Source organism: Xenorhabdus siamensis, from assembly GCF_037996745.1.
GTDB lineage: Bacteria > Pseudomonadota > Gammaproteobacteria > Enterobacterales > Enterobacteriaceae > Xenorhabdus > Xenorhabdus indica.
The window spans coordinates 145,043-171,639 of record NZ_JBBMXE010000002.1 but is presented as its reverse complement, the minus strand read 5'-3'; the positions used below and the strand labels follow the sequence as shown (position 1 = coordinate 171,639).

Below are 26,597 nucleotides of genomic sequence, written 5' to 3'. Positions count from 1 at the left end.
ATGAAGGGAACTGTCGGAGAAATGCTTTCTATTTATCAATATAGAATTAATTAATTACGTTTTGTTATATATAGTTTTGATTTGTTCTTTTAAATCTGCCGCTATGCAGCGTTATCCTTTATTAATCTGTAAGTATTATTTTTAAATATTACTGAATATTAAGAGGCTAATATGTCAGCACCACGTTCGGTTCTGGAATTGATTGGAAATACACCATTACTGGAACTGACTCATCTGGACACTGGCCCATGTCAGTTATTTATGAAGTTAGAAAACCAAAATCCAGGTGGTTCTATTAAAGACAGGGTTGCACTCTCAATGATTGAGCAGGCGGAAAAGCAAGGTTTGCTAAAGCCTGGTGGCACTATCATTGAAGCTACCGCAGGTAATACTGGTATCGGGTTGGCGCTGGTTGCTGCTATGAAAGGCTATAAGCTGATCCTGGTTGTACCGGATAAGATGAGCAGGGAGAAAATATATCACCTGAGAGCATTAGGAACGGATGTTCGTTTGACACGTTCTGATGTGTGTAAAGGACACCCAGAATACTATCAGGATTATGCCTTACGTTTGTCAAAGGAAATCAGCGGAGCCTATTATATCGATCAGTTCAATAACCTTTCGAATTCGCTTGCTCACACGACAACGACTGGCCCTGAAATATGGCAGCAAATGGAACATGACGTGGATGCGGTAGTTGTGGGCGTCGGCTCTGGTGGGACACTGGGCGGCTTAAGTCAATACTTCAAAGAAGTTTCTCCTAATACTGAATTTGTTCTTGCTGATCCCAAAGGTTCTATTCTGGCTGATTACGTTGAATACGGTCACTACGATGAAGCAGGAAGTTGGTTTGTTGAAGGTATTGGGGAGGATTTTATCCCTCCGCTTGGGGATTTCTCCCAAATTCGTCATGCTTACCGGATCATGGATGCAGAAGCATTTTCTTGCGCAAGAGCGCTGCTGTTACAGGAGGGTATTCTGGCTGGCTCTTCTTCCGGTACGTTATTGGCGGCTGCTTTACGCTATTGTCGTGCGCAAAAAACACCAAAACGGGTGGTGACTTTAGCTTGTGACAGTGGCAATAAATATTTATCCAAAATGTTCAATGACTACTGGTTATTGGAGCAGGGATTGCGTTCACAGCAGAAAGAGAACGATTTAAGCGATTATGTAACGTATCGTTACCGGGATGGTGCGACGGTTTTTGTTTCTCCACAGGATACCTTGCAAATTGCTCATGGGCGAATGCGGTTGTATGACATTTCACAACTCCCTGTGCTCGATAATGGTCAGGTTGTCGGCATCATAGATGAGTGGGATTTAATGCATGCTATTCAGGCTGATTCCCGTAATTTCTCTTTGCCTGTCAGTCAGGCAATGACCAGCCAGGTTAATACTCTTCATAAAAAAGCGTCATTAGAGCAACTGGTTGCGACTTTTGATGCGGGCCATGTAGCGCTGATTGTTGAAGATGGTAATCACTTCATCGGCCTTGTTACTCGTACGGATGTGCTGAACGCATGGCGTCAACAACTCAATTAATCTCTTTCAGGAATAATTTAATGACTAAATTTGATACTAAAAGCGTTCATGCTGGTTATATCCCTGACCATACTGGTGCTGTAATGCCTGCAATTTATGCTACATCCACTTATGCACAACCAGCGCCGGGTCAGCATACAGGGTATGAGTATTCCCGCAGTGGTAATCCTACACGTGATGCTTTGGAGCGTGCAATTGCTGAGCTGGAAAATGGTAGCCGGGGTTATGCTTTTGGCTCTGGTCTGGCAGCCAGTTCGACTATTCTGGAATTGCTGGATAAAGACAGTCACATTGTTGCCGTAGATGATCTGTATGGCGGAACCTATCGTTTGCTGGAAAAAGTACGTCGCAGAACAGCTGGTTTACGCGTCACCTATGTTGAAGCGGGAGATATTGAGGCATTGGAAGCGGCCATTCAACCAGATACCCAAATGATTTGGGTTGAAACCCCTACAAATCCACTACTTAAACTGGCTGATTTAGCGGCGATTGCCCGAATAGCACAACGCCATAAGATTATCAGTGTTGCGGATAATACTTTCGCTTCGCCTTATATTCAGCGTCCGCTTGATTTAGGGTTTGATATTGTTGTTCACTCTGCGACTAAATATCTGAACGGCCATTCGGATGTTGTCGCAGGGCTTGCGGTGGTAGGTAATAATCCTGAATTGGCAGAGCAGGTTGCTTTTCTGCAAAATTCGATTGGCGGAATTCTTGATCCTTTCAGTAGCTTTCTTGTTCTGCGTGGAATACGGACATTGGCACTGCGTATGGAACGACATATCAGCAACGCAGAGAAGATTGCTCACTGGTTAGAGCAACAACCACAAGTAGAAAAAGTTTTTTATCCCGGTCTTACTTCACATCCTCAGCATGAACTGGCAAAACAGCAGATGAAAGGGTTTGGTGGCATGATTTCTATCGTGCTGAAAGGTGATGATGACTATACGAATAGGATGATTAATGCTTTGAAATTATTTACGTTGGCAGAAAGTCTGGGAGGTGTAGAAAGTTTGATTGGTCAGCCATTTACGATGACCCATGCTTCAATTCCGCTGGAAAAACGTCTGGCGGCAGGTATCACACCACAATTAATCCGTATCTCAGTAGGTATTGAAAATGTAGATGATTTGATTGCTGATTTATCACAAGCATTGGAAACAGCAAATCTGTAGAAAAAATATAATGTTACAATATAAGTAAATAAAAAGTCGTATGCTGACCGGGTTTCCCGGTTGGCATTTTTTATTACTATAATTTACAGATATTGATTAAAATTGCCTGTATCCTCTATCTTGAAATCCATTATCTTGAAATCCATTGGGTATAGCGTGCTTGCCTTTTAGTGGTAAAGTATTTTTTAATCATCTGGATGGGAAGAGATACTACTTTTTCTGAATCAGACGTAAGAGGTGTTTTAGTTACCTCGTGAACAGAGGAGAATGGTTATGGCTGTTTTAGATATACTCACAATTCCTGATGAAAGATTGAAGCAGAAATGTGTTGATGTCACTGATGTAGAGGATGTCCAGACTCTGATTGATGATATGCTGGAAACAATGTATGACACGGATAATGGTATTGGGTTGGCCGCTCCTCAAGTGGGAAGAAAAGAGGCTGTGTTAGTCATTGATATTTCGCCGGAACGCAATCAACCTCTGGTTTTAATCAACCCTAAAATCGTTGAAAAAGAGCGTCGGTCTGTAAATCAAGAAGGATGCTTATCTATTCCCGGATATTACGCAGACGTAGAGCGATTTGAAAAAGTAAAGGTGGAAGCTCTGGATCGGCATGGTAAAGCGATTACAGTGGCAAGTGAAGATTTTTTGTCTATCGTTATGCAGCATGAAATTGACCACCTGCATGGTATTATCTTTATCGATTACTTATCGCCATTAAAAAGGCAGATGGCGCTAAAAAAAGTGAAAAAGTATTTGAATAGCAGAGCAAACTAACTGATTGTTACCAGTGAAAATAGTATCTTTAGTTTCATTTCAATACTATTGAATAATGTGATTGATATATTGGTATTGTTCAAATTATTAATTATAAATACATATAAAAGATTTAAAATCTATACCAATAGATTTCGAACTACATCGCTAAGTACAATAATACTGCATAATTTTATGCAGTATTTCAGTTTTGAACCATCGCGGCAATAAAATGGTTTTGGTTTTTGCGTGATTGTTTAGATGGTGAAATAAACAGGGGAATTATTGTGATTGAGACAAGTGAGATTGTATTTTATCAGCAATCTAATTTTATTATCAGCCTGAGCTTGATAGATACCACCGATGCTAAGGACGGTAATTATGTGATGATGATTGATGCAGAAGGTATTAATCATTTGAAGGTTTCTTCGGTTAAGGCTGGAAATGACATCAGGTATGCCCATATTCCTTCAATAGCGAGTAGTAATCGAATCACTTGTTCTATTTATATTCAGAACAGGGAGAATGGCAGTTATCCACTGGTTGGAACTATTTATGTTCACTACCATCCATCGTCGGAACATATTAATATTACTGAAATTAAGATATCTCCCAACTCTCTGCTCGACTTAGCCATTGATCAAGTGGATAACACTAAGTTTCATTTTATACTGAGAAAAAGAGAGTGACTTTGGTTTATTATGTCGAAAGTTAAGCAAGGTGGTCATATACAGACCACCGCAGGATGATAATAAATCAGATAAAAAATAATCATGCCGTTGTGAATTTAGCGGCAGTTTCTGGTTTTATAGCGTATCCATAAATACGAATGGAGCCATCAGGTTCTTTTTGGCAATAAACCCCCTGCAACTTTTGTTCGAAACCTGGCAATTGACTGATACATTCTTCCAAAGCAAGAAAATAGCTTAATACAGCGCCTCCCCAAACTTCGCCGGGTACGATACAACATAAACAGGGGGGATAAGGTACTGCACCTTCTGCTGCAATTTTCTTGTCCATATTTTGCAGGGGAATTAGTTCCACATTATTACGGACAAACTCGATATTGGCTTGTTGAGGACTCATGACCATTTTAGGAAAGTGAGATTTTCGGAAGATCTCTTTTTGTAATTGTTTGATGTTGTTACGTACATATAGATCATGCATTTCCTGACATAATTGGCGAATTGTGTAGTTAAGATAGCGTGTTTTATAAGTGCGATAGAGTGTAGGTAACATAGTTTCTACGGGAGCATCTTGTTCCAACAATTGCTCAAAACGAGCAAGTTGGGAGACAAGATGAGTTATTTTGGCCATATCTTCGGCAGGTGTGAGTACAAACAGGATAGAATTCAAATCACATTTTTCTGGAATGATACCATTTTCGCGCAGGAAGTATGCCAAAACAGTCGCAGGTACACCGAATTGAGTATATTCTCCAACATTGATATCAATTCCCGGCGTTGTGAGTAAAAGTTTGCAAGGATCGATAAAGTATTGATGCTCGTCATAACACTCAAATGAATGCCATTTTTCTCCCGGCAAAAAATCAAAGAAACGCAGGTTACTTGCGATTTCATCTGTATCATAATGCGCCCAATGACGGCCATCAATGGTATCTGGAATAAACGGCTTGATATGCTGACATTGTTGTAAGATCAACTTCCGTGTTTCAATGCCAATTTTCACGCAATCCATCCACATTTTCCTGCCACTTTCTCCTTCATGTATCTTGGCGTTGACATCAAGGGCAGCAAAAAGAGGATAGAATGGACTGGTAGATGCATGGGCGGTAAAGGCGTGGTTAAACCGTTTGTGGTTTACATAACGTGGTTGTCCTTTGATGTGCCGATCTTTTTTATGGATCTGTGATGTCTGAGAGAAACCCGCTTGTTGTTTGTGTACAGATTGTGTGACCAGAATACCGGGGTCATTTTCATTAAGTTCCAGTAATAATGGTGAACAATTCGCCATCATCGGAATGAATTGTTCGTAACCAAGCCAGGCAGAATCGAACAAAATGTAATCGCAAAGAGGACCGATTTTATCCACGATCTGTCTGGCGTTATAGACAGTACCGTCATATGTCCCTAATTGGATGATGGCCAGACGAATCGGACGTTTTTCTTCTGCGCGTTCAGGGGAAACTTCTTTTATTAAGTTGCGCAGATAATCTTCCTCATAGCAATGGGCATCTATACCTCCAATCAGACCAAATGGATTACGGGCCGTTTCCAGATAAATGGGCGTAGCTCCTGCCTGAATAAGTGCACCGATGTGATTAGATTTATGGTTATTTCTATCGAAAAGCACCAGATCACCGGGAGTTAATAAAGCATTCAATACGACCTGATTAGCAGAAGAAGTGCCGCTGAGGATAAAGTAGGTTTTGTCAGCATTGAAGACTTTCGCTGCATTCTTTTGGGCAGCGCAGGGCGCGCCTTCATGAGTGAGCAAATCTCCCATGAAAACGTCGGAGCTACACAGATCTGAATGAAACAAGTTTTCACCGAAGTAATTGAAAAATTGTAAGCCGGTGGGATGACGGCGAAAAAATTGCCCGCCTTGATGTCCTGGGCAATCAAAGGCAGAATTACCCTGTGATACATATTTGGTTATGGCACCAAAAAAAGGAGGCAATAAGTTATTTTCATATTTCTCTGCTTCTCTATCCAGTTGTTTCCCATAAAAGTTTTCATTGCCTTTTTCTGGTTGAAATACCCCCGTAATACGAGATAAGAGATTGGGCGGTATAGATTCATTCGGTGATATGACAAGATAAATAGGAAGTGGATAACCTGTTTTTTCGATACGTTTTAATTCACCATTTAATGCATCTTCCAATGAAATAACGACAGCAGATACATCAATAAAATTAGTTTCATTAATACTGATAGTTTTTCTTTCACTATTAAAAAAATCGCATACATTATTACTGCATGCAATATTAAGTTTTTTTATCATTTCAATCTTCTTATATTAAATCTAAGTCAATACGGAATTGTGGAAGAGTGGTATTGGGTATAATGATTAACTGTTTTATACCCTGCGTTTTTCAGGTTGCAGCTTTATGAGCTGTAACTACCCCAGTCATATAGAGATACTGAAGGGAAATCCTTTGTAGTTGTACTGTCTTTTGAAATTTATGAAGCCTTAAGCCAGGGAGTAAATCATAAGAGATAAATATTAATCTTTAATTAGTAATAAATAGTAAGTCGTGAAAAGCAATGGCTGAAAGAACGAGATTACTATGCCACAAGAAAAATTAAATAGCCAAAAAAATTATGTTAGTAAAAATTATATTTTTATATGTATACATTCAAATGTAAATTTATTAAAAATAGTTTCAAATACCTGACACGATTATCAGATTGGGATTTTTTATCAGTATTGAAATCTATCATCTTTAAAGTTGTAGCTTTGTTGATTGCGTTAATCAGATCCTACGAAAAAATGACGGGCCAATAATGGTGCGGTAAAACTTTTCTTTAAATAGAAACCGCGGGGAAGTGTCATAATTGGTTGACCATATTCACCAATAGCTTCTGTTAATGCCCGGCTATTTGCCGCCTTCGGGCGTAATTGGAGTACTTCACCGTGACGGGCGGTAATATTCTCAACTTTACCTAAGACGATTAAGTCCATTAACTCTTCCCAATCACATCTTAGGAGTTCTTCTTCAACCGGATTTGGGCTCCAGAGGAGTGGAGAACCAATACGGCGTTCGGAAAGGGAAATTTTTCTTTCTCCTTCAACAGGCACCCATAGAACACGTGACAGTTTGCGTCTGACATGGCAATTTTCCCATGTGATACCACTGTTACCGGTTAAAGGTGCGACACAGACAAAGGTTGTTTCCAGAGGTGTACCTTTTCTGTCCACCGGGATTGTTTTCAATTCAACGCCGATATGCTCGAAATCCTGCTCAGGTTTACTGCCTGCATTTGCGCCCAGATAATATTCAAGCAACATGCCTACCCAACCTTTATCACGTTTCAAGTTAGGAGGTATAGGGAGATTGGCCTGTGCGGCCAGCTCTCCCAGGGTTAAACCTGCCAGAGATTGAGCACGTTCGAGTAATTGTTGTTCGTTTTCTGGTGGTGCCGGCGGTATGAATTGCATGTTTATAAGATATATTTAATGGTGTTTAAAAAATGAACACGTAATTGTGGGAGTTCATTATAAGTTTATTAGTATACTGACTGGCTTGATAATAGCATGATATAAAAGATTTTTTCAGGTGTGTTTTCAGTATTAAAAATAGACTCATTATGATTGTTCACCTATTCCCAGTGATAATAAACAGGATCTTACACCATGTTATCCACAGATTTATGGGATAAGTAGTAAAAAGTGGGATTACTGGTTTGATTTACAGACAGATGTAACCAATGAGCATCAACGATTTTCTCACACCACTCTTTGACATTCAGATTATTTTGCTTCCATAAAGCGATTTCTTTGGTTAAATCATTTATCAGACATTTTTTCAACAGTGGAATTTCATAGAGAGCCGCCAGCGGTGAAAACTCCATTACCAGCCAGTAAGGTGAATTACTGGCTTTTTCAATGTTAGCGCTTTTTCAATTTAAATTTAATGCTTAACTTTTAGCACTTAACTTCTTTCGGCAATATATCGTGCGATAACATCTCCCATTTTATCAGTGCTGACTGCTTTATCATGACCTGCTAAATCAGCCGTTCGATAACCCTGTTCCAGAGCATCATTGATCGCGTTCTCAATAGCATCTGCAATATCATCACGCCCAAGGCTATAACGCAGCAACAGTGCTGTGGATAAAATCTGGGCGATTGGGTTAGCGATATTTTTGCCAGCGATATCAGGGGCAGAGCCGCCGGCAGGTTCATATAAGCCAAATCTTTTTTCATTCAGGCTGGCAGAAGGCAACAGGCCCATTGAACCAGTGATCATGGCACATTCATCGGATAAAATGTCACCAAAAATATTAGAGCACAACAGAACATCAAATTGAGAAGGAGCTTTGATCAACTGCATGGTGGCGTTGTCGATATACATGTGATTAATCTCAACGTCAGGATATTCCTTCGCAATCTCACTAACGACTTCACGCCATAAGACAGAGCTTTGTAAGACATTCGCTTTATCAATTGAAGTGACTTTATGCTGACGTTTGCGAGCAGATTCAAAAGCAATTCGGGCAATTCGTTCTATTTCAAAGCGATGGTAGATTTCAGTATCAAAAGCGCGTTCGTATTTTCCTTCTCCTTCCCGTCCCTTGGGTTGACCAAAATAGATCCCGCCAGTCAACTCTCGCACGCATAAAATGTCGAAACCTGTTTCCGCAATATCCTGACGAAGTGGGCAAAAAGATTCTAAGCCAGCATATAAACGCGCAGGTCGCAGGTTGCTGAATAGTTTGAAATGCTTACGTAATGGTAGCAATGCGCCCCGTTCTGGTTGACTGGCTGGGGGTAAATGTTCCCACTTGGGGCCACCAACGGAGCCAAACAGGATAGCATCTGCTTTTTCACAACCAACGATTGTTGCTTCAGGTAAAGGACAACCATGCCGGTCGATGGCAATTCCCCCAATATCGTATTCGCTGGTTGTGATGCGAATATTAAAACGATGACGGATAGCATCCAATACCTTGTAGGCTTGCTGCATGATTTCAGGGCCGATGCCATCGCCCGGTAATACTGCAATATGATGGTGAATTGAAGTTTGTTTGTTTGCAATAGTGTGGTTTGACATCGTTATTCCGCTTCCTTTGTAACGTCCTGAGATATATTTTTCTGGGAAATATTCGGGTTAATGTTTTTAGAAAGAAAGCCTTGTATACGTTGCTTTTCTTTTTTAACCTGTTCTGCCTGCCAAATATTGTTCAGGGCGTGGATCATCGCCTTAGCAGATGACTCAATGATATCCGTCTCCAATCCCATACCATGAAAACGGCGACCAAAGCATTCCACAATAATATTGACTTGTCCGAGAGCATCCTCCCCATGACCTTTGCTGGATAATTGGTAGGAGATCAATTTCAGTGGATAACCCGTAACGCGATTAATAGCATGATAGATAGCATCGACAGTCCCATTTCCGGTCGCAGCTTCAGATTTAATTTCATCACCACAGGTCAGACGGACAGTTGCTGTTGGAACAATATTGGTTCCGGATTGGATGCTAAAATAATCCAGTCGATAGTATTCATTTTCCTGATGTTGTTGATTAATGAATACCAATGCTTCCAGATCGTAATCAAATACCTGACCTTTTTTGTCTGCCAACCGCAGGAAGGCTTGGTACAGAACATCCAGATCATAATCCTGTTCCTGATAGCCCATTTCAGTCATACGATGTTTTACGGCAGAGCGGCCAGAGCGGGAAGTCAGATTCAGTTGGGTATCTTTCAGGCCGATGGAATCCGGCGTCATGATTTCGTAAGTTTCGCGGTTTTTCAGAACACCATCCTGATGAATACCTGACGAATGGGCAAAAGCATTACTGCCTACAACCGCTTTATTAGCTGGAATCGGAGTATTACAGATTTGGCTGACTAATTGGCTGGTACGATAAATTTCTTTGTGATTAATGTTGGTATGGACTCCTAACATTTGTTGGCGGGTTTTGATTGCCATGATCGCTTCTTCCAGTGAACAGTTTCCGGCGCGTTCGCCTAAACCATTAATTGTTCCTTCAATTTGCCTGGCTCCGGCTTGAACTGCGGTAATGGAATTGGCTACTGACATGCCTAAATCATCATGGCAATGGACAGAAATAATGGCTTGATCAATATTAGGCACCCGGTCAAATAAGGTTTGGATAATACCGCCAAATTGGTAGGGTGTTGTATAACCGACTGTATCAGGAATATTGATCGTTGTTGCTCCTGCTTTGATAGCCTGTTCTACGATATGACATAAGTTATCGATATTAGAACGACCGGCATCTTCACAGGAAAATTCGACATCATTGGTATAATTGCGTGCTCGTTTGATAGAGCGAACTGCCATTTCGACAACATCGTCAAACCCTTTTTTTAATTTATGTTCGACATGTAAGTTGGAGGTGGCTAAAAACACATGTAGCCGAAAGGCTTCTGCAATTCTCAAAGCTTCAGCCGCAATGTCAATATCATTATCAACACAGCGGGACAATGCACAGATGCGGCTGTTTTTAATCTCACGGGCAATCGTCTGGACTGATTCAAAATCCCCTGGAGAAGAAACCGGGAAGCCGGCTTCAATGATATCAACGCCCAGTCTTTCCAATGCATAAGCGATTTGCAGTTTTTCTTTCACACTTAAACTGGCCTGTAACGCCTGTTCCCCGTCACGCAGAGTTGTATCGAAGATAATGACTTGCTGGCTCATGTTGTGCTCCTGTCAATTGGCTGTCATGTTGAGTTTTAGAGCGCCGAGCCGGTATAAAAAAACCCGCATACGGCGCGGGTTTTTTATCTCTGGTATAAGTTAACTTAGAATTCAGTCTACCAGCATACCGCGCACATTAAAGGCGATTAGTAGTAGGCTTAGTAGACGGAAATTGTGAATCATGTAAGTCAACCTTTGAAAATCTGTTAAACGAGTATTATCGGTTCGATATATTTATTGATACGTTATCTGCAAAACAATGTCAAGCAGCATAAATAATGACTTAAGAATAAATAATATTCATTGATAGTTCTTTTTTTGACCTTCATTTAGCCTTAGTGACTATTTTTTACATTTTTAGCGATGTTTTTATCTATTTTTCGTATCAATATATGAAGTAAAATCCGGCCTTAATGGATAATAGATATGATGTTTGTGCTTTTACACAGATGTTCATTGAAGAGACAGGGATGAAATGAATATTCACTATGGTGTTCTTAGATATATAAATAATAACTACATTTATAATTTACATATCAATAAAAATAAATTATTAACAACATTAATCAGTTATATTGATTACTGTTGGTATTTTGTCATTTTTATTAATGTAAATCATTGTCTTCTCTGAAGGCGATTTTTATAAAAATAAACTTTCTGAAAATAGTTATAGATATTAATTTATGATAGACAGTTTATTTTTGATGAATTTTAGTGATATATAAAAAGTTGGTTTTAGCCCACATAGGTTTGGTAATTGGAATCAGTCATTTGCTATTGAATTAATTATGATTGTTATTCTGTTATTATCGACGACTTTTTATACCTACTTCGCTAAAGTAAATTGAAATTCATAGGGTATAGATAAGAATATGTCGTATGCATATTTCTTGTACAAGGAACAATCTCAATTAAATTGTAACTAATTGGGTAAATGCTCTCATTAATTGATATGGCTTTTTAAAATGTTGAAATTTTGCATGGTAAAGTTGCCAATATTCATTCCTTAATGAGAGCGCTGAAATAAATATAGTGGAGTGAAATTAGATAATGGCTGGATACAACTCAGTAACTACAGGTATGGGAAGAAAAGAACCCTGTGAAGTTCAATTGCGTAGTGTAGATCTCAATTTGCTTACTGTTTTTAATGCTGTTATGCAAATGCAGAATATTACACGCGCGGCTCAGGCATTAGGTATGTCACAGCCAGCAGTCAGTAACGCAGTTTCCCGTTTAAAAACGATGTTTGATGATGAGTTATTTGTGCGACATGGGCGGGGAATTCAGCCAACAGCAAGAGCAAAGCAGCTTTTCGGACCACTTAGGCAGGCACTTCAGATTGTGCATAATGAATTACCCGGTGCCGGGTTTGATCCCGATAATAGTGCAAGAATATTCAATCTTTCTATTTGCAGCCCACTTGATATCCGTTTAGCTGCTCAAATTGTTGGAGAAATAAAAAAACACTCTCCGAATATTGATGTGGTGATTAAAACGCAAATTAGCGACAATATTGAGAGGCAATTAAAATATCAGGAAATAGAATTTGTTATCAGCTATACCAAATTTGAACATCCTGATTTTCAGCATTTCCCATTATTTAATGACGAGTTGGTTCTGGCTGTTTCTCAAAAACATCCCAGAATTAGTGAATGTATCAATCAACAGCAATTGCTGGAGGAGAGACATGCGATTGTGGCATTAGATAACACTGATTCATTCAGTAAACCTTACTACGAAAATAGTGAATTATTGGATTCGGTCTCTTATCAGGGAACAGATTTAAATAGTGTTCTCAACATCGTGTCTCAGACTTATTTGGTTGCTATAGCTCCTAAATGGATGGTTGAACACTATGCCAAACAATTAAATATACGAGCAGTATCGCTGTCCAATAGTAACATTTCTTGTCCTTGTTATTTAATATGGCACGCTTCTATGAACAGAGATAAAGGGCACCAATGGATGAAATCGTTACTAAGAGATCTTAGTGAACAGGAATAAGGTGGTATTTAACTCTACATATCTATAGTTATCTGATAAATCCTGCAAACTTCCCCCGTCAGGGGGGAGAAGATCGTAAAAATATTCTTCCCCCTTTCATCAGGAATGGGTAGACTGCGCGAAAATAGCTAACACATGTAAGCTGAAACGTAGTCAGTTATCTTTGCTGAATATGATGAACCGAAGACTTAGAACAGGAATATATTGTGATAACAAATTTTTTGCACTCTTATCACTTGATCACGCGATTACAGCAGCAAATCAGCAAGTATCCTGAAAAGATTGCATTTCGCCAATGGTCACCGTCAGAACAGTTTGAAATGAGCTGGCAGGATGTTGATAGGAAAACAAACTCTATCGCAAAATCCTTGTTATCGCTTGGTGTGGAGATTCAGGAAAAAGTCGGTATTTTTGCGCATAACTCAATGGCATGGTCATTGGCAGATCTGGCTATCTTACAGCTACGTGCTGTCACTGTACCGCTTTATTCCACCAGTAGCCGTGATCAGGCTGCATTTATTCTTAATGATGCCGACGTACGAGTATTATTCGTTGGAGGACAGGAACAATATGATGTTGCGGTGACTCTGATAGCGTTGTGTCCGCAGCTTAATCATCTGGTTGTATTGGATGAATCTGTTGATTTGCAGGAATGTCCGCAAGCATTGTATTTATCGGCATTTATTGCGACCGATTGGTCACAGTATCAATCTGAACTCGATAGCCGTATCGCGGGGCAGAATTTGCGTGATCTCTTTACTCTGATTTATACCTCAGGCACAACCGGAGAGCCTAAAGGTGTCATGCTGGATTACCAGAATATGGCTGCTCAACTTTATCTGCATGACCAGCGATTAACGCTGACTGAGCAGGATGTATCTCTGAGTTTTCTGCCGTTATCTCATATTTTTGAGCGTGCATGGAGTTATTACGTCATGCATACAGGCGCTTTGAATGTTTATCTGACTGACACAAATTTTGTGCGTGAGGCGATGGTTGATGTGCGACCGACAGTGATGTGCTCTGTCCCGCGTTTTTATGAAAAAGTATATAGCGCAATCCTTGAAAAAGTTTCCCGTGCTCCGTTTTGGCGCAGAATGATTTTTCACTGGGCGATCAAACGGGGTGAAAGTCGTTGGTTACGCCAATTAAACAGTAAGAAAGGGTGCCCGTTTTCTTTATGTGGCGAAAAACTGGCAGATCGCTTGGTATTGGACAAACTTCGCCAGATATTGGGTGGCCGGATCCGTTTTCTGCCAGTCGCGGGAGCTCGCCTTGACGATTCCATCATGCAATTCTTCTTGTCTGTTGGGCTCAATATCAAGTATGGCTATGGTATGACAGAAACTTGTGCCACCGTTTCCTGTTGGGAAGAAAAAAATTATCTGTTAGGTTCGATTGGAAACCCATTACCCGGAGTCGATGTTCGTATTAGTACTGAGGGCGAAATTCAGGTTCGTGGCTCAATCGTGATGAAGGGATATTTTAACCGACCGGAAGAAACTGTTCATGCTTTCACCGAAGATGGTTGGTTGCGCACCGGAGATGCAGGCGGGATAGATGATAAAGGTAATTTGTTCATTACCGAACGCCTGAAAGATTTAATGAAAACATCAACGGGGAAATATATTGCTCCACAATTGATTGAGGGGACGTTAGGTCAGGATCGTTTTATTGAACATATTGCTGTTATTGCTGATACCCGTCAGTTTGTTTCTGCACTGATTGTACCTAGCTATGAAGCGCTGGAGGATTACGCAAAATCCATTAATCTCCATTATCACAGTCGTCTTGAGTTATTGCGTAATCATCAGGTTATCGAGTTATTTGAACAACGCCTGAAAGAATTACAAAAAAATATTGCGAAGTTCCATCAGGTGAAACGTTTTACTCTGTTGCCAGAGGCTTTTTCCATGGAAAAAGGCGAATTAACACCAACACTAAAATTGCGGCGCAAGGTGATCTCACAACATTATCAGAGTGAAATTGAATCTATGTATCGGGATTGAAAAGAAATGGCAAAAAAGATTATTGAAAATATAGCATAAAAACATGGTAGTTTCTGGTTCAAATTAGCTCAATGGCAATATCTTTATTAAAAAAATGTTTTTAGTATGTGAATTGATGTTTGATAACCTTGGTATCTAACGTTATGTTAATGGTTCAGTGTATTCATGAAATGAGCTTTATTAAGTACGCTTATTAAATATTCATTTTATATAAATAAGAAATGGAATAAGTAAGGTTGTTTCTCATGATGGCCTTATGAAGTTCTGACATTAACTTGCAAACAGAGCCTGGAGGCAAACTCGATGGAGATGTTGTCAGGAGCCGAAATGGTCGTCAGATCGTTAATCGATCAGGGCGTCGAACATGTATTCGGTTATCCGGGCGGGGCAGTTTTGGATATTTATGATGCCCTGCATACGGTTGGGGGAATAGAGCATATTCTGGTGCGTCATGAACAGGGAGCTGTTCATATGGCAGATGGATATACTCGTTCAACAGGAAAAACAGGGGTTGTATTAGTCACTTCAGGGCCAGGAGCAACCAACGCTATCACAGGAATTGCAACAGCCTATATGGATTCAGTTCCGATGGTCGTGCTGTCTGGTCAGGTGCCTAGTTCTCTGATAGGTAATGATGCTTTTCAAGAGTGTGATATGGTAGGGATCTCCCGCCCTATCGTAAAACACAGTTTTCTGGTGAAGAAAGCAGAAGATATCCCAAGTACAATCAAGAAAGCCTTCTATCTGGCGGCCAGTGGTCGTCCTGGGCCAGTTGTTATTGATTTTCCTAAGGATACCGTCAATCCAGCACTGAAATTTCCATATGTTTATCCAGAAAAAATCAGTATGCGTTCTTATAACCCCACGATACAGGGGCATAAGGGACAGATTAAGCGTTCGCTGAAAACACTGTTGGATGCGAAAAAGCCAGTACTATATGTGGGCGGTGGTGCCATCAGTTCAGGGTGTTCACCGCAATTGCTGAAATTGGCAGAGCGTTTTCATATTCCTGTTGTCAGTTCGCTGATGGGGCTTGGTGCTTTTCCTGCGACTCACCGGCAGAGTCTGGGAATGCTGGGAATGCATGGCACGTTTGAAGCCAATAAAGCAATGCACAATTCTGATGTTATTTTTGCTGTGGGAGTGCGTTTTGATGATCGTACTACCAATAATCTTGCTAAATATTGCCCGAAAGCGACGGTATTACACATTGATATCGATCCGACATCGATTTCTAAAACTGTAACGGCTGATATTCCGATTGTGGGTGATGCCAGACAGGTACTTGGTCAGATGCTGGAGTTGTTGGATACAACGGAAGACACACAAGACCCGGATGCCATAAAAGATTGGTGGCTTTCCATTGAACAGTGGCGTAGCCGCAAGTGCCTTGATTATGATCGCACCAGCCCGAAAATAAAACCGCAGGCAGTGATTGAAACTCTCTATCGCCTGACCGAAGGAAAAGCTTATCTCGCATCAGATGTCGGCCAACATCAGATGTTCGCCGCACTGCATTATCCATTTGATGAGCCAAGACATTGGATTAACTCCGGTGGCTTAGGCACCATGGGATTTGGTTTGCCGGCAGCACTCGGTGTTAAGCTAGCGAAACCGGAAGCGACCGTTGTATGTGTGACAGGAGATGGCAGTATTCAGATGAATATTCAGGAACTGTCTACTGCATTACAGTATGGTTTGCCGGTGCTGGTACTGAACTTAAACAACCGTTTTTTAGGGATGGTGAAACAGTGGCAGGATATAATTTATGCAGGTCGCCACTCTCAATCCTATATGGAGTCACTACCTGATTTCGTCAAATTAGCAGAGGCTTATGGTCACATTGGTGTATCCATCCGAACGTATGATGAACTGGAAAGTAAACTGACTCAGGCTTTGCGTGAGGTGGCTGAAAACCAGCGTCTGGTTTTTGTTGATGTTACCGTTGATGAAACAGAACACGTTTATCCAATGCAGATCCGGGGAGGAGCAATGGATGAGATGTGGTTAAGCAAAACAGAGAGGACCTGATCATGCGCCGGATTTTGTCTGTATTACTTGAAAACGAATCGGGAGCATTGTCTCGTGTGGTGGGTCTGTTTTCCCAACGTGGCTATAATATTGAAAGTCTGACCGTAGCACCAACGGAAGACCCAACTTTGTCACGTATGACTATTCAAACCAAAGGCGATGCTAAGGTACTAGAGCAGATTGAAAAACAATTACATAAGCTGGTGGATGTTCTACGGGTCAATGAGTTAACTGCCGGTGCTCATGTTGAACGTGAAATTATGCTGGCGAAGTTGCGGGCCAGTGGATATGGCCGTGAAGAAATCAAACGTAGCACAGATATCTTTCGCGGGCAGATCGTTGATGTCACTTCAACGTTGTATACCGTCCAGTTGGCGGGCACGAGCGAAAAACTGGATGCGTTTCTTGATGCTGTGCGAGAGGTTGCAGAGATCGTGGAAGTTGTACGTTCAGGTATTGTTGGTGTCAGCCGTGGTGAGAAAATTATGCGATGAAAGATCGCAATATGCGGATTAATATACAGATATTTACCGGGCCCTACTGTAAAGTAGGGCTTTTTCTATCATATTACTGAGGAGTTAATGTGAAACTGGATGAGATCGCCCGCTTAGCAGGGGTTTCACGTACTACGGCCAGTTATGTTATCAATGGTAAAGCCAAACAGTATCGTGTCAGCGATAAAACAGTGGAAAAAGTGATGGCAGTGGTCAGGGAGCATAACTACCATCCTAATGCTGTTGCCGCTGGTCTTCGGGCGGGGCGTACCCGTTCAATTGGTTTAGTGATACCGGATTTGGAAAATACGAGTTATACCCGCATTGCCAACTATCTTGAACGTCAGGCACGGCAACGCGGATATCAGTTATTGATAGCCTGTTCTGAAGATCAGCCAGATAATGAAATGCGTTGCGTTGAACATCTTTTGCAACGGCAAGTGGATGCTATTATTGTTTCCACCGCTCTTCCTCCTGAACATCCATTTTATCAACGTTGGGCAAATCGCTCTCTGCCGATTATCGCACTTGATCGTGCATTGGATAGTGAACATTTTGTCAGTGTTGTCGGAGATGATCTTGAAGATGCGAAAATGCTGGCACAGGAATTGCGTCGATTCCCGTCAGAATCTGTTCTTTATTTAGGAGCACTGCCTGAATTATCAGTTAGCTTTTTACGCGAGCAAGGATTCCGCGAAGCATGGAAAAATGATCCGCGTAAAGTGAACTATCTTTATGCGAACAGTTATGAACGTGAAGCCGCAGCAGAAGTTTTTGCTTCATGGTTGGAAAATAATCCAGTACCTCAGGCGTTATACACAACTTCATTTGCCTTGCTTCAGGGTGTGATGGATACCATTCTTAAGCGCAGTGGGCGATTGCCGGAGCAATTGGTCATTGCAACATTTGGTGACCATGAATTACTCGATTTTCTTGAATGTCCGGTATTATCAGTGGCACAACGCCACCGTGATGTTGCAGAACAGGCTCTGTCGCTGGTATTAGCCAGTCTGGATGAAAAACAGAGACCGGCTCCAGGAATGACACGTATGCGCCGTCATTTATGTCGCCGCGGAAGTTTGAGCCGTAAAATCTGATTGTGTGCCCTCATGTAATATGAGGGTGCTATATCATGTATCTAAAATCATTAAATGGGTTCGTTGACGTAATTTTGAGATTATTCTGACTAAAATTTTTCTAAACAAAAATCTATGAGTAAAAAAATGGCTAACATGCTATTGAAGGTGAAAAAAAATATTTTTTCTTTTAAAAAGACATTATAAATGAAAGTTATTTCTTTAATGAAAGAAAGTATTCTATTTGATTGATATTAAAATAATTGTAGTTTTTGGTATTCTATTTTATTTCATTTCATTATTACTTTTTATACTATTTTAACTTGAGTATATTTTTATTATTGATAGATTACCACTGATTAACAATTGGGCAATAATGCGATATGGATTACATAAATTAATTTAAGTGGTAATTATTTGCCCTAAAAAATTTTTTTCAGATTAACTCCGGCAGCATTATTAAATAATTCATATTTATCAAAAAGTTATATTTTATTAATATTACCAAATCTGAAAAATCCTTCTTTTTCTCTCTTAAATCTTTCTGTAAATCTAGCTAAAGCACATCGGCTCTGGCTTGACAAGGTTTTCATACCATCCGTAAACTCTTAATTGTGGTGATTTGTGGGATAATGTGGAGATTTGGGCCACCAAGGGGTAACCTGAGTATGTTTCGTGGAGCAACGCTGGTTAATCTCGATACTAAAGGGCGACTTATTGTACCTGCCCGATATAGGGAAACACTGAATACGGAATCAAAAGGTCAAATGATTTTTACAATTGATCTTCATCAGCCGTGTCTGTTGCTCTATACATTACCCGAATGGGAAATCATCGAAGAAAAATTATCTCGCTTATCCAGCATGAACCCAGCCGAACGTCGCGTTCAACGTTTGTTATTAGGACACGCTAGTGAATGTCAAATGGACAGTGCAGGGCGTCTTTTGTTAGCCAATACATTGCGTCAACATGCAGGGCTAACAAAAGAAGTCATGCTGGTTGGGCAATTTAATAAATTTGAATTGTGGGATGAGCAAGTCTGGTATCAGCAGATACAGAGTGATATCGCTGCTGAACAATCCACACATGAACCTTTATCAGCAAGGCTACAGGATTTATCACTATAAACATGGCAAATAGTCATTTTAAGCACACCAGTGTATTACTGGATGAAGCTGTCAATGGATTGAATATCCGGGAAGATGGAATTTATATTGATGGAACATTCGGGCGAGGGGGACACTCTCGCCTGATTTTATCAAAGTTGGGACCGAATGGTCGTTTGATGGCAATAGATCGCGATCCGCAAGCCATTGAAGCATCAAAAACAATTACTGACTTGCGTTTCTCTATTACTCATGGGCCATTTTCAGACTTGGCTACCTATGTAAGAGATGCAGGTCTGGCTGGAAAAATTGATGGTATTTTGCTGGATTTAGGGGTGTCTTCACCGCAACTGGATGATCCTGAGCGTGGTTTTTCATTTATGCGTGATGGACCTCTGGATATGCGGATGGATCCCACCCGGGGACAATCAGCCTCAGAATGGTTAATGAAGGCTGAAGCAGATGATATTGCATGGGTACTAAAAACTTTTGGTGAAGAACGTTTTGCCAAACGGATTGCAAGAGCCATTGTTGCGCGCAATCAGGTAGAACCCATCACGCGGACCAGAGAATTGGCAGAGCTCATTGCTCAGGCGAGTCCAATTAAGGAGAAACATAAGCATCCTGCGACACGCAGTTTTCAGGCTATTAGGATCTACATTAACAGTGAACTGGAAGAAATAGAACGTGCATTGGAAGGTGCATTACAGGTTTTAGCACCACAAGGGCGATTATCAGTCATCAGTTTCCACTCGTTGGAAGATCGCATAGTGAAACGCTTTATCCAGCAACATAGTCAGGGGCCACAGGTTCCAGCAGGTTTGCCTCTTACCGAAGTGCAATTAAAAGCATTAGGAGGGCGTAGTCTGAAATCAATTGGCAGGTTGAAACCCTCAGAGGATGAAGTGGTAACCAATCCGAGAGCGAGAAGCTCGGTATTGCGATTTGCTGAAAAGGCAGGTGAATAATGGCAGGTGAACGTCATGGATTAGTGGGAGTCATTGGTAGCGATTTAATCCGCAATGCCAAAATCCCATTGATTTTACTGGTGGCTGTAGTGATTTCAGCGATCAGTGTTGTGACGGTCACCCATCAGACCCGCTTATTGACTGCGGAGAAAGAACGTCAGGCAATTCAGATTAATGCTCAGGATATTGAATGGCGTAACTTGCTCCTTGAAGAAAATGCATTGGGTGATCACAGTCGGATCGAATCTATAGCGACTGAAAAATTTCATATGCAACATGTCGATCCGGTACAAGAAAACATTGTGATTACTCAATAAGTCCAGTTGACAACTAAAAGGTAGGCGATGAAAGCTGCACGCTCTTTAAAGTTGAAAAAACAAGAAGATAAAGCCAGTTTTGTCAAATGGCGTTTTGTCTTGCTGTGTGGAGGCATTTCGCTTGCTTTAATCGGGCTTTTGATTCGAGTGGCTTATTTGCAGATCATTAATCCTGACCGTTTGGTGAAAGAAGGGGATTCTCGCTCTTTGCGTGTCCAATCTATTCCGACTGCCCGTGGTATGATTAACGATCGTAATGGACGCCCACTGGCAGTCAGTATACCTGTAGATGCTGTCTGGGCAGATCCCAAAGAAATCTTTGAAAAAGGCGGTATTACGGATGATACCCGTTGGCAGGCGTTAGCTGATGCGCTCTCCATTCCTCTTGATCAATTAACCAGTAAAATCAATGAATATCCTAAAGGGCGTTTTGTTTATCTTGCTCGTCAAGTGAATACCTCTATTGGTGATTATGTTGGAAAACTGAAACTTCCCGGTATCTATCTGCGCCAGGAATCCCGCCGTTATTATCCGGCAGGGCAGGTGACTGCACATATTATTGGTGTGACCAATATTGATGGCAATGGTATTGAGGGGGTGGAAAAGAGTTTCGATAGCTGGCTGACAGGTAAGCCGGGAACCCGGACTGTTCGTAAAGATCGCACCGGGCGAGTTATTGAAGATGTTTCATCTGTAGACAGAAAAGCTGCCCATGATTTGGCGCTCAGTATTGATGAGCGTCTTCAGACTCTGGTTTATCGGGAATTGATGAAAGCTGTGGTACTTAACAAGGCGGAATCTGGCTCTGCCGTATTGGTAGACGTTAACACCGGTGAAGTGTTAGCAATGGCAAACAGCCCGTCTTATAACCCGAATAATCTGGCGGGAACGCCAAAAGACGCCATGCGTAATCGTACCATTACAGATATGTTCGAACCCGGTTCTACAGTGAAACCACTGGTTGTGATGAGTGCGCTGAATAGTGGCATTGTTAAAGAAAATACCGTGCTGGATACCAGACCTTACCGATTGATGTATGGTTCGAGAGGACATGAAATCAAAGACGTAGCTCCACGCCCTGAATTAACCATCACGGGGATTTTACAGAAATCGAGTAACGTTGGTGTTTCTAAACTGGCGTTAGCGATGCCTGCCTCGGAGCTGGTAGATGTTTATTACCGCTTTGGGATGGGAAAACCGACCGATTTGGGGTTGGTCGGAGAAAAGAGTGGTGTATTTCCAAAAAATAGACAACGGTGGTCTGATCTTGAAAGGGCCACCTTCTCTTTTGGCTACGGGCTGATGGTAACACCGTTACAGTTAGCGCGAGTCTACGCAACAATAGGCAGCTTCGGTATTTATCGCCCATTGTCAATTACTAAGGTCGATCCCCCAGTTCCGGGTACTCGAGTATTTCCTGAGAATATCGTGCGCACAGTGGTGCACATGATGGAGAGTGTGGCATTACCTGGTGGAGGTGGGGTACGTGCGGCGATAAAAGGCTACCGTATTGCAATCAAAACCGGTACGGCGAAAAAAGTCGGGCCGGATGGTAAGTATGTAAATAAATATATCTCTTATACCGCAGGAGTTGCGCCTGCGAGTAACCCACGTTTTGCACTGGTTGTGATTGTCGATGATCCACAAGCAGGTAAATATTATGGCGGTGCAGTTTCAGCACCTATTTTCGGCAACATCATGAGTGGTGTTCTCCGTACGATGAACGTCGAACCCGACGCATTGCCTGCGGACGATAAAAAAGAGTTCGTGGTTAATAACTAATTTGTGATGAATAAATAAAGAGGATAAAAGTGGAAGATCGTAATTTACGCGATTTATTGGCTCTTTGGGGAGTTGATGCTCCTGAGCTTCCGCTGCGAGAAATGACATTGGACAGCCGCAAAGCGGCTGCCGGAGATCTGTTTGTTGCGGTTAAAGGGCATCAGACAGATGGTCGAAAATACATTCCTCAAGCTATCGCTCAAGGGGTCACTGCGGTGATCGCTGAAGCGAAAGGAAAAGCGGATAACGGCACCATTCAGGAAATGCACGGTGTTCCGGTTATCTATTTTGATGATTTAAATAATAAACTGTCGAAATTGGCAGGTGAATTTTATCAACATCCAGGTAATAAATTAAAACTGGTAGGTGTGACGGGAACCAACGGTAAGACCACGACAACACAATTATTGGCACAGTGGAGTCAAGCTCTTGGAGAAACCAGTGCGATAATGGGTACGGTAGGGAATGGCCTGTTAGGTATGACAGTTCCCAGTGAAAATACCACAGGCTCCGCCGTTGATATTCAGCTTGATTTACAACAGCTCGTTGATCAGCAAGCGACTTTTGCAGCAATGGAAGTTTCTTCACACGGTCTGGTTCAAGGGCGAGTAGCTGCATTACCTTTTCAGGCTGCTGTTTTCACTAACTTAAGCCGTGATCATCTTGACTATCACGGTGACATGAAAAATTACGAAGAAGCCAAATGGTTGTTGTTTAGTAACCATGAGGTCAAACAGAAAATTATTAATGCCGATGATGAGGTTGGGCTGAAATGGCTCTCTTGTCTGCCAGAGGCCGTTGCTGTCACGATGGAAAATCGTTTGCCGGAACGTTGGCAGGGGCGTTGGTTATCCGCGGAGGAAATTCGTTATCACGATAAAGGTGCCTCCATTGCATTTACCTCTGGTTGGGGGGCAGGAACTATCGAGAGTCCTCTGATGGGGGCCTTTAATGTCAGCAATCTGCTATTGGCGCTTGCAACGTTATTATCACTGCAATATCCATTGGAAAAACTATTGAAGACGGCAGCTTGTCTGATGCCAGTCTGTGGGCGTATGGAGGTTTTTTCGGCATCAGGTCACCCTACGGTTGTCGTGGATTATGCCCACACTCCGGATGCATTGGAAAAAGCGTTGGTTGCTGCACGGTTGCATTGTAAGGGACAGCTTTGGTGTGTATTTGGTTGTGGAGGCGATCGCGATAAAGGCAAACGTCCACTGATGGGAGGCGTTGCAGAACAAGAGGCCGACCGGGTTGTTGTGACTGATGATAATCCTCGTAGTGAAGAACCTCAGTCTATTGTTGCGGATATTTTGGCAGGTTTCATCAACCCGGGAAGTGCAATGGTTATTCATGGGCGTGTTGAAGCTGTCACTAGTGCCATTATGCAGGCGGGCGAGGAAGATGTTGTGCTGGTAGCAGGTAAAGGCCATGAGGATTATCAATTAGTGGGTAATCGTCGGCTGGATTATTCAGATCGCCTGACGGTTGCACGTTTATTGGGGGTGGCCGCATGATCCCATTGACACTACAGCAACTGGTACAAGTTACCGAAGGAACGCTACATTGCGCTTTTGAACAGCAGGCTGCTACAACTCAGATTCGGTCTGTAGAAACTGATAGCCGTAAAATAGTTCGTGGTGATTTGTTTATTGCTTTAAAAGGGGAAAACTTTGATGCCCATCACTTCGCGGCTGATGTTGCGAAACGGGGAGCAGGGGCACTATTGGTTAGCCGACCTCTTGATGTTGATTGTCCTCAAGTGATCGTGCAGGACACCCGTTTGGCGATGGGAAAACTGGCAAGCTGGGTTCGCCAGCAAAGTAATGCGCGAGTTGTTGCATTGACCGGTTCTTCTGGCAAAACATCGGTGAAAGAGATGACCGCAGCGATTTTGCGTCAATGTGGTAATACGTTGTATACCGCAGGGAATTTCAATAACGATATCGGTGTGCCATTAACCTTGTTCAGACTCACTCAGGAACATCAGTTTGCCGTAATTGAGTTGGGTGCTAACCACATTGGTGAAATTGCTTATACCACTGAAATGGTATGCCCTGAAAGTGCATTGGTAAATAACCTGTTTTCTGCTCATCTGGAAGGATTTGGCTCGTTGGCGGGAGTTGCGAAAGCAAAAGGTGAAATTTTTGTAGGGCTTTCACCAACAGGAACCGCCATTATCAATCTGGAGAGCAATGACTGGCATAACTGGCAGCAGGCTATCAGTGAGCAACAGACAGTATGGCGTTTTTCTATTACCCCGGCAGCAGAAGCTGATTTTTACGCGACAGATATTCAAGAGCAGTTGTTAGAAACGCATTTTTGTCTGCATACGCCAATTGGAAGTCGTAACGTCAAATTACCGCTACCCGGTAAACATAATATTGCCAATGTGTTAGCTGCCAGTGCGCTGGCGATTTCCGTAGGGGCTTCCCTCGATAATATTTACGCTGGCCTATTGGAGTTGAAAGCTGTTCCGGGGCGTTTATTCCCTGTTCATTTGACCGAGGGAAAAATGGTTCTGGATGACACCTATAATGCCAATCCAGGTTCTATGATTGCCGCAGCGCAAGTATTGTCCCGGATGCCAGGCTATCGCGTGATGGTTGTCAGCGATATGGGGGAATTGGGAGAACAAGCGGTTGAATGTCACCGTCAGGTTGGTGAAGCCATCGCATCTACAAACATCGATCAACTAATTAGCGTCGGACCTTTAAGTGTACATATCTCTGATGCAAGTGGCCGGGGGCAGCATTTTGCAAACAAGGCTGAATTAGTTGCAGCGCTGCTTCCTTTACTGAAAAAACACGAAACGATTTCTGTATTAATTAAAGGTTCACGCAGTACCAAAATGGAAGAGGTAGTGAACTCATTGAAGGAGAACTTCCAATGTTAGTTTGGCTGGCCGAATATCTAGTTAAATATCACACCGGTTTTAACGTCTTTTCCTATCTGACGTTCAGAGCCATTGTCGGCTTGCTGACTGCACTGTTTATTGCGCTGTGGATGGGACCAACTTTAATTGTTTACCTGCAAAGATTACAGATTGGTCAGGTTGTGCGCAATGACGGGCCGGAATCCCATTTAAGTAAGCGTGGAACACCGACTATGGGCGGGTTATTGATCCTGTTCTCTATTACCATTTCTGTTCTGTTATGGGCACGTTTGGATAATCCTTACGTTTGGTGCGTACTGGTCGTTCTGCTTGGTTACGGCATCGTAGGATTCGTTGATGATTATCGAAAAGTTGTTCGTAAAGATACCAAAGGGTTGATTGCCCGTTGGAAATATTTCTGGCAGTCCGTACTGGCACTGGGTGTGGCATTTACGATGTACAGCATTGGTAAAGATACACCAGCAACACAACTGGTTGTGCCATTTTTCAAAGAAGTGATGCCGCAGCTTGGTTTGCTGTATATCCTGCTGACTTATTTTGTGATTGTAGGCACCAGTAATGCCGTTAACCTGACGGATGGTCTGGATGGATTGGCAATTATGCCAACAGTGTTTGTAGCAGCCGGTTTTGCATTGGTGGCGTGGGCGACAGGTAATGTTAATTTCGCTAACTATCTGCATATTCCATATTTAAGTCGTGCAGGTGAATTGGTGATTGTTTGTACTGCAATTGTCGGAGCAGGATTGGGTTTCTTGTGGTTTAACACTTATCCGGCACAAGTATTTATGGGCGATGTTGGCTCATTGGCTTTGGGTGGGGCACTGGGAACCATTGCGGTATTACTGCGTCAGGAATTTCTGCTGGTCATTATGGGCGGAGTATTCGTTGTAGAAACGCTGTCTGTCATTTTGCAAGTTGGTTCGTTCAAGTTACGAGGGCAGCGTATTTTCCGCATGGCACCTATTCATCATCATTATGAACTGAAAGGCTGGCCAGAACCGCGGGTTATTGTGCGTTTCTGGATTATTTCTTTGATGCTGGTGCTGATTGGTCTGGCAACATTAAAGGTACGTTAATCATGA

The 26,597-nt window shown here is 42.0% G+C and carries 20 protein-coding genes and 1 pseudogene; 16 read left to right on the top strand and 5 right to left on the bottom strand.

Annotated elements, in window-relative coordinates; translation table 11 throughout:
• Positions 1–171 precede the first annotated feature (171 nt).
• The 4 genes from AAC852_RS01715 to AAC852_RS01700 all read left to right on the top strand — a co-directional run bounded on the left by AAC852_RS01715 (position 172) and on the right by AAC852_RS01700 (position 4,165).
• Complete coding sequence (locus AAC852_RS01715; RefSeq protein ID WP_340619528.1) at positions 172–1,542, top strand: pyridoxal-phosphate dependent enzyme; 1,371 nt, start codon at positions 172–174, stop codon at positions 1,540–1,542.
• A gap of 20 nt (positions 1,543–1,562) precedes the next feature.
• Positions 1,563–2,717 carry a trans-sulfuration enzyme family protein gene (locus tag AAC852_RS01710; protein ID WP_340619527.1) on the top strand — a complete coding sequence of 385 codons (1,155 nt, stop codon included), beginning with the start codon at positions 1,563–1,565 and terminating at the stop codon, positions 2,715–2,717.
• 273 nt (positions 2,718–2,990) lie between these two features.
• On the top strand, positions 2,991–3,497 hold the full coding sequence (gene def / locus AAC852_RS01705) for a peptide deformylase (protein ID WP_340619526.1): 507 nt from the start codon (positions 2,991–2,993) through the stop codon (positions 3,495–3,497).
• A gap of 266 nt (positions 3,498–3,763) precedes the next feature.
• Positions 3,764–4,165 carry a hypothetical protein gene (locus AAC852_RS01700; protein ID WP_340619525.1) on the top strand — a complete coding sequence of 134 codons (402 nt, stop codon included), beginning with the start codon at positions 3,764–3,766 and terminating at the stop codon, positions 4,163–4,165.
• Between the two features lie 82 nt (positions 4,166–4,247).
• On the opposite strand, the gene AAC852_RS01695 is transcribed toward AAC852_RS01700, so the two are convergent.
• From AAC852_RS01695 to leuA, 5 genes and pseudogenes are all read right to left on the bottom strand, one after another.
• Positions 4,248–6,437 carry an ornithine decarboxylase gene (locus AAC852_RS01695; protein WP_340619661.1) on the bottom strand — a complete coding sequence of 730 codons (2,190 nt, stop codon included), beginning with the start codon at positions 6,435–6,437 and terminating at the stop codon, positions 4,248–4,250.
• A 471-nt stretch (positions 6,438–6,908) separates the two neighbouring features.
• Positions 6,909–7,598 (bottom strand): DNA mismatch repair endonuclease MutH, encoded by a 690-nt coding sequence (gene mutH, locus AAC852_RS01690; protein WP_422824246.1) that lies wholly within the window; start codon positions 7,596–7,598, stop codon positions 6,909–6,911.
• A 260-nt stretch (positions 7,599–7,858) separates the two neighbouring features.
• Positions 7,859–8,035: pseudogene (locus AAC852_RS01685) on the bottom strand (HTH-type transcriptional regulator SgrR); the annotation flags it as partial.
• Positions 8,036–8,091: 56 nt separating this feature from the next.
• Positions 8,092–9,213 carry a 3-isopropylmalate dehydrogenase gene (leuB, locus tag AAC852_RS01680; RefSeq protein ID WP_340619524.1) on the bottom strand — a complete coding sequence of 374 codons (1,122 nt, stop codon included), beginning with the start codon at positions 9,211–9,213 and terminating at the stop codon, positions 8,092–8,094.
• Positions 9,214–9,215: 2 nt separating this feature from the next.
• Positions 9,216–10,832: a 2-isopropylmalate synthase gene (leuA, locus tag AAC852_RS01675; protein WP_340619523.1), complete on the bottom strand. Its 1,617-nt coding sequence runs from the start codon at positions 10,830–10,832 to the stop codon at positions 9,216–9,218.
• A 1,050-nt stretch (positions 10,833–11,882) separates the two neighbouring features.
• Between leuA and leuO the strand changes: the two genes are divergently transcribed.
• From leuO to mraY, 12 genes are all read left to right on the top strand, one after another.
• Positions 11,883–12,836: a transcriptional regulator LeuO gene (gene leuO / locus AAC852_RS01670; protein WP_340619522.1), complete on the top strand. Its 954-nt coding sequence runs from the start codon at positions 11,883–11,885 to the stop codon at positions 12,834–12,836.
• 209 nt (positions 12,837–13,045) lie between these two features.
• The gene (locus AAC852_RS01665) at positions 13,046–14,845 is read left to right on the top strand and encodes an AMP-dependent synthetase/ligase (RefSeq protein ID WP_422824248.1); all 1,800 of its coding nucleotides are present in this window, start codon (positions 13,046–13,048) and stop codon (positions 14,843–14,845) included.
• A 303-nt stretch (positions 14,846–15,148) separates the two neighbouring features.
• On the top strand, positions 15,149–16,876 hold the full coding sequence (gene ilvI, locus AAC852_RS01660; protein ID WP_340619520.1) for an acetolactate synthase 3 large subunit: 1,728 nt from the start codon (positions 15,149–15,151) through the stop codon (positions 16,874–16,876).
• A gap of 2 nt (positions 16,877–16,878) precedes the next feature.
• The gene (ilvN, locus tag AAC852_RS01655) at positions 16,879–17,370 is read left to right on the top strand and encodes an acetolactate synthase small subunit (RefSeq protein ID WP_340619519.1); all 492 of its coding nucleotides are present in this window, start codon (positions 16,879–16,881) and stop codon (positions 17,368–17,370) included.
• An 89-nt stretch (positions 17,371–17,459) separates the two neighbouring features.
• Positions 17,460–18,467 (top strand): catabolite repressor/activator, encoded by a 1,008-nt coding sequence (gene cra, locus AAC852_RS01650; RefSeq protein ID WP_340619518.1) that lies wholly within the window; start codon positions 17,460–17,462, stop codon positions 18,465–18,467.
• 647 nt (positions 18,468–19,114) lie between these two features.
• The gene (gene mraZ / locus AAC852_RS01645) at positions 19,115–19,573 is read left to right on the top strand and encodes a division/cell wall cluster transcriptional repressor MraZ (protein ID WP_340619517.1); all 459 of its coding nucleotides are present in this window, start codon (positions 19,115–19,117) and stop codon (positions 19,571–19,573) included.
• Positions 19,574–19,575: 2 nt separating this feature from the next.
• Positions 19,576–20,520 carry a 16S rRNA (cytosine(1402)-N(4))-methyltransferase RsmH gene (gene rsmH, locus AAC852_RS01640; RefSeq protein ID WP_340619516.1) on the top strand — a complete coding sequence of 315 codons (945 nt, stop codon included), beginning with the start codon at positions 19,576–19,578 and terminating at the stop codon, positions 20,518–20,520.
• Entirely contained in the window at positions 20,517–20,837 is a 321-nt protein-coding gene (gene ftsL, locus AAC852_RS01635) for a cell division protein FtsL (RefSeq protein WP_340619659.1), read from the top strand. The genes rsmH and ftsL overlap by 4 nt, the downstream gene beginning before the upstream one ends.
• 27 nt (positions 20,838–20,864) lie before the next feature.
• Positions 20,865–22,619, top strand: coding sequence for a peptidoglycan glycosyltransferase FtsI (locus AAC852_RS01630; protein ID WP_340619515.1), 1,755 nt, complete (start codon positions 20,865–20,867; stop codon positions 22,617–22,619).
• A gap of 29 nt (positions 22,620–22,648) precedes the next feature.
• A complete protein-coding gene (murE, locus tag AAC852_RS01625; RefSeq protein ID WP_340619514.1) occupies positions 22,649–24,136 on the top strand; it encodes a UDP-N-acetylmuramoyl-L-alanyl-D-glutamate--2,6-diaminopimelate ligase in 1,488 nt (495 codons plus the stop codon).
• A complete protein-coding gene (gene murF / locus AAC852_RS01620; protein WP_340619513.1) occupies positions 24,133–25,515 on the top strand; it encodes a UDP-N-acetylmuramoyl-tripeptide--D-alanyl-D-alanine ligase in 1,383 nt (460 codons plus the stop codon). Before murE ends, murF begins: the two co-directional genes overlap by 4 nt.
• On the top strand, positions 25,509–26,591 hold the full coding sequence (gene mraY / locus AAC852_RS01615) for a phospho-N-acetylmuramoyl-pentapeptide-transferase (RefSeq protein WP_340619512.1): 1,083 nt from the start codon (positions 25,509–25,511) through the stop codon (positions 26,589–26,591). The genes murF and mraY overlap by 7 nt, the downstream gene beginning before the upstream one ends.
• The last annotated feature ends 6 nt before the right edge of the window (positions 26,592–26,597 follow it).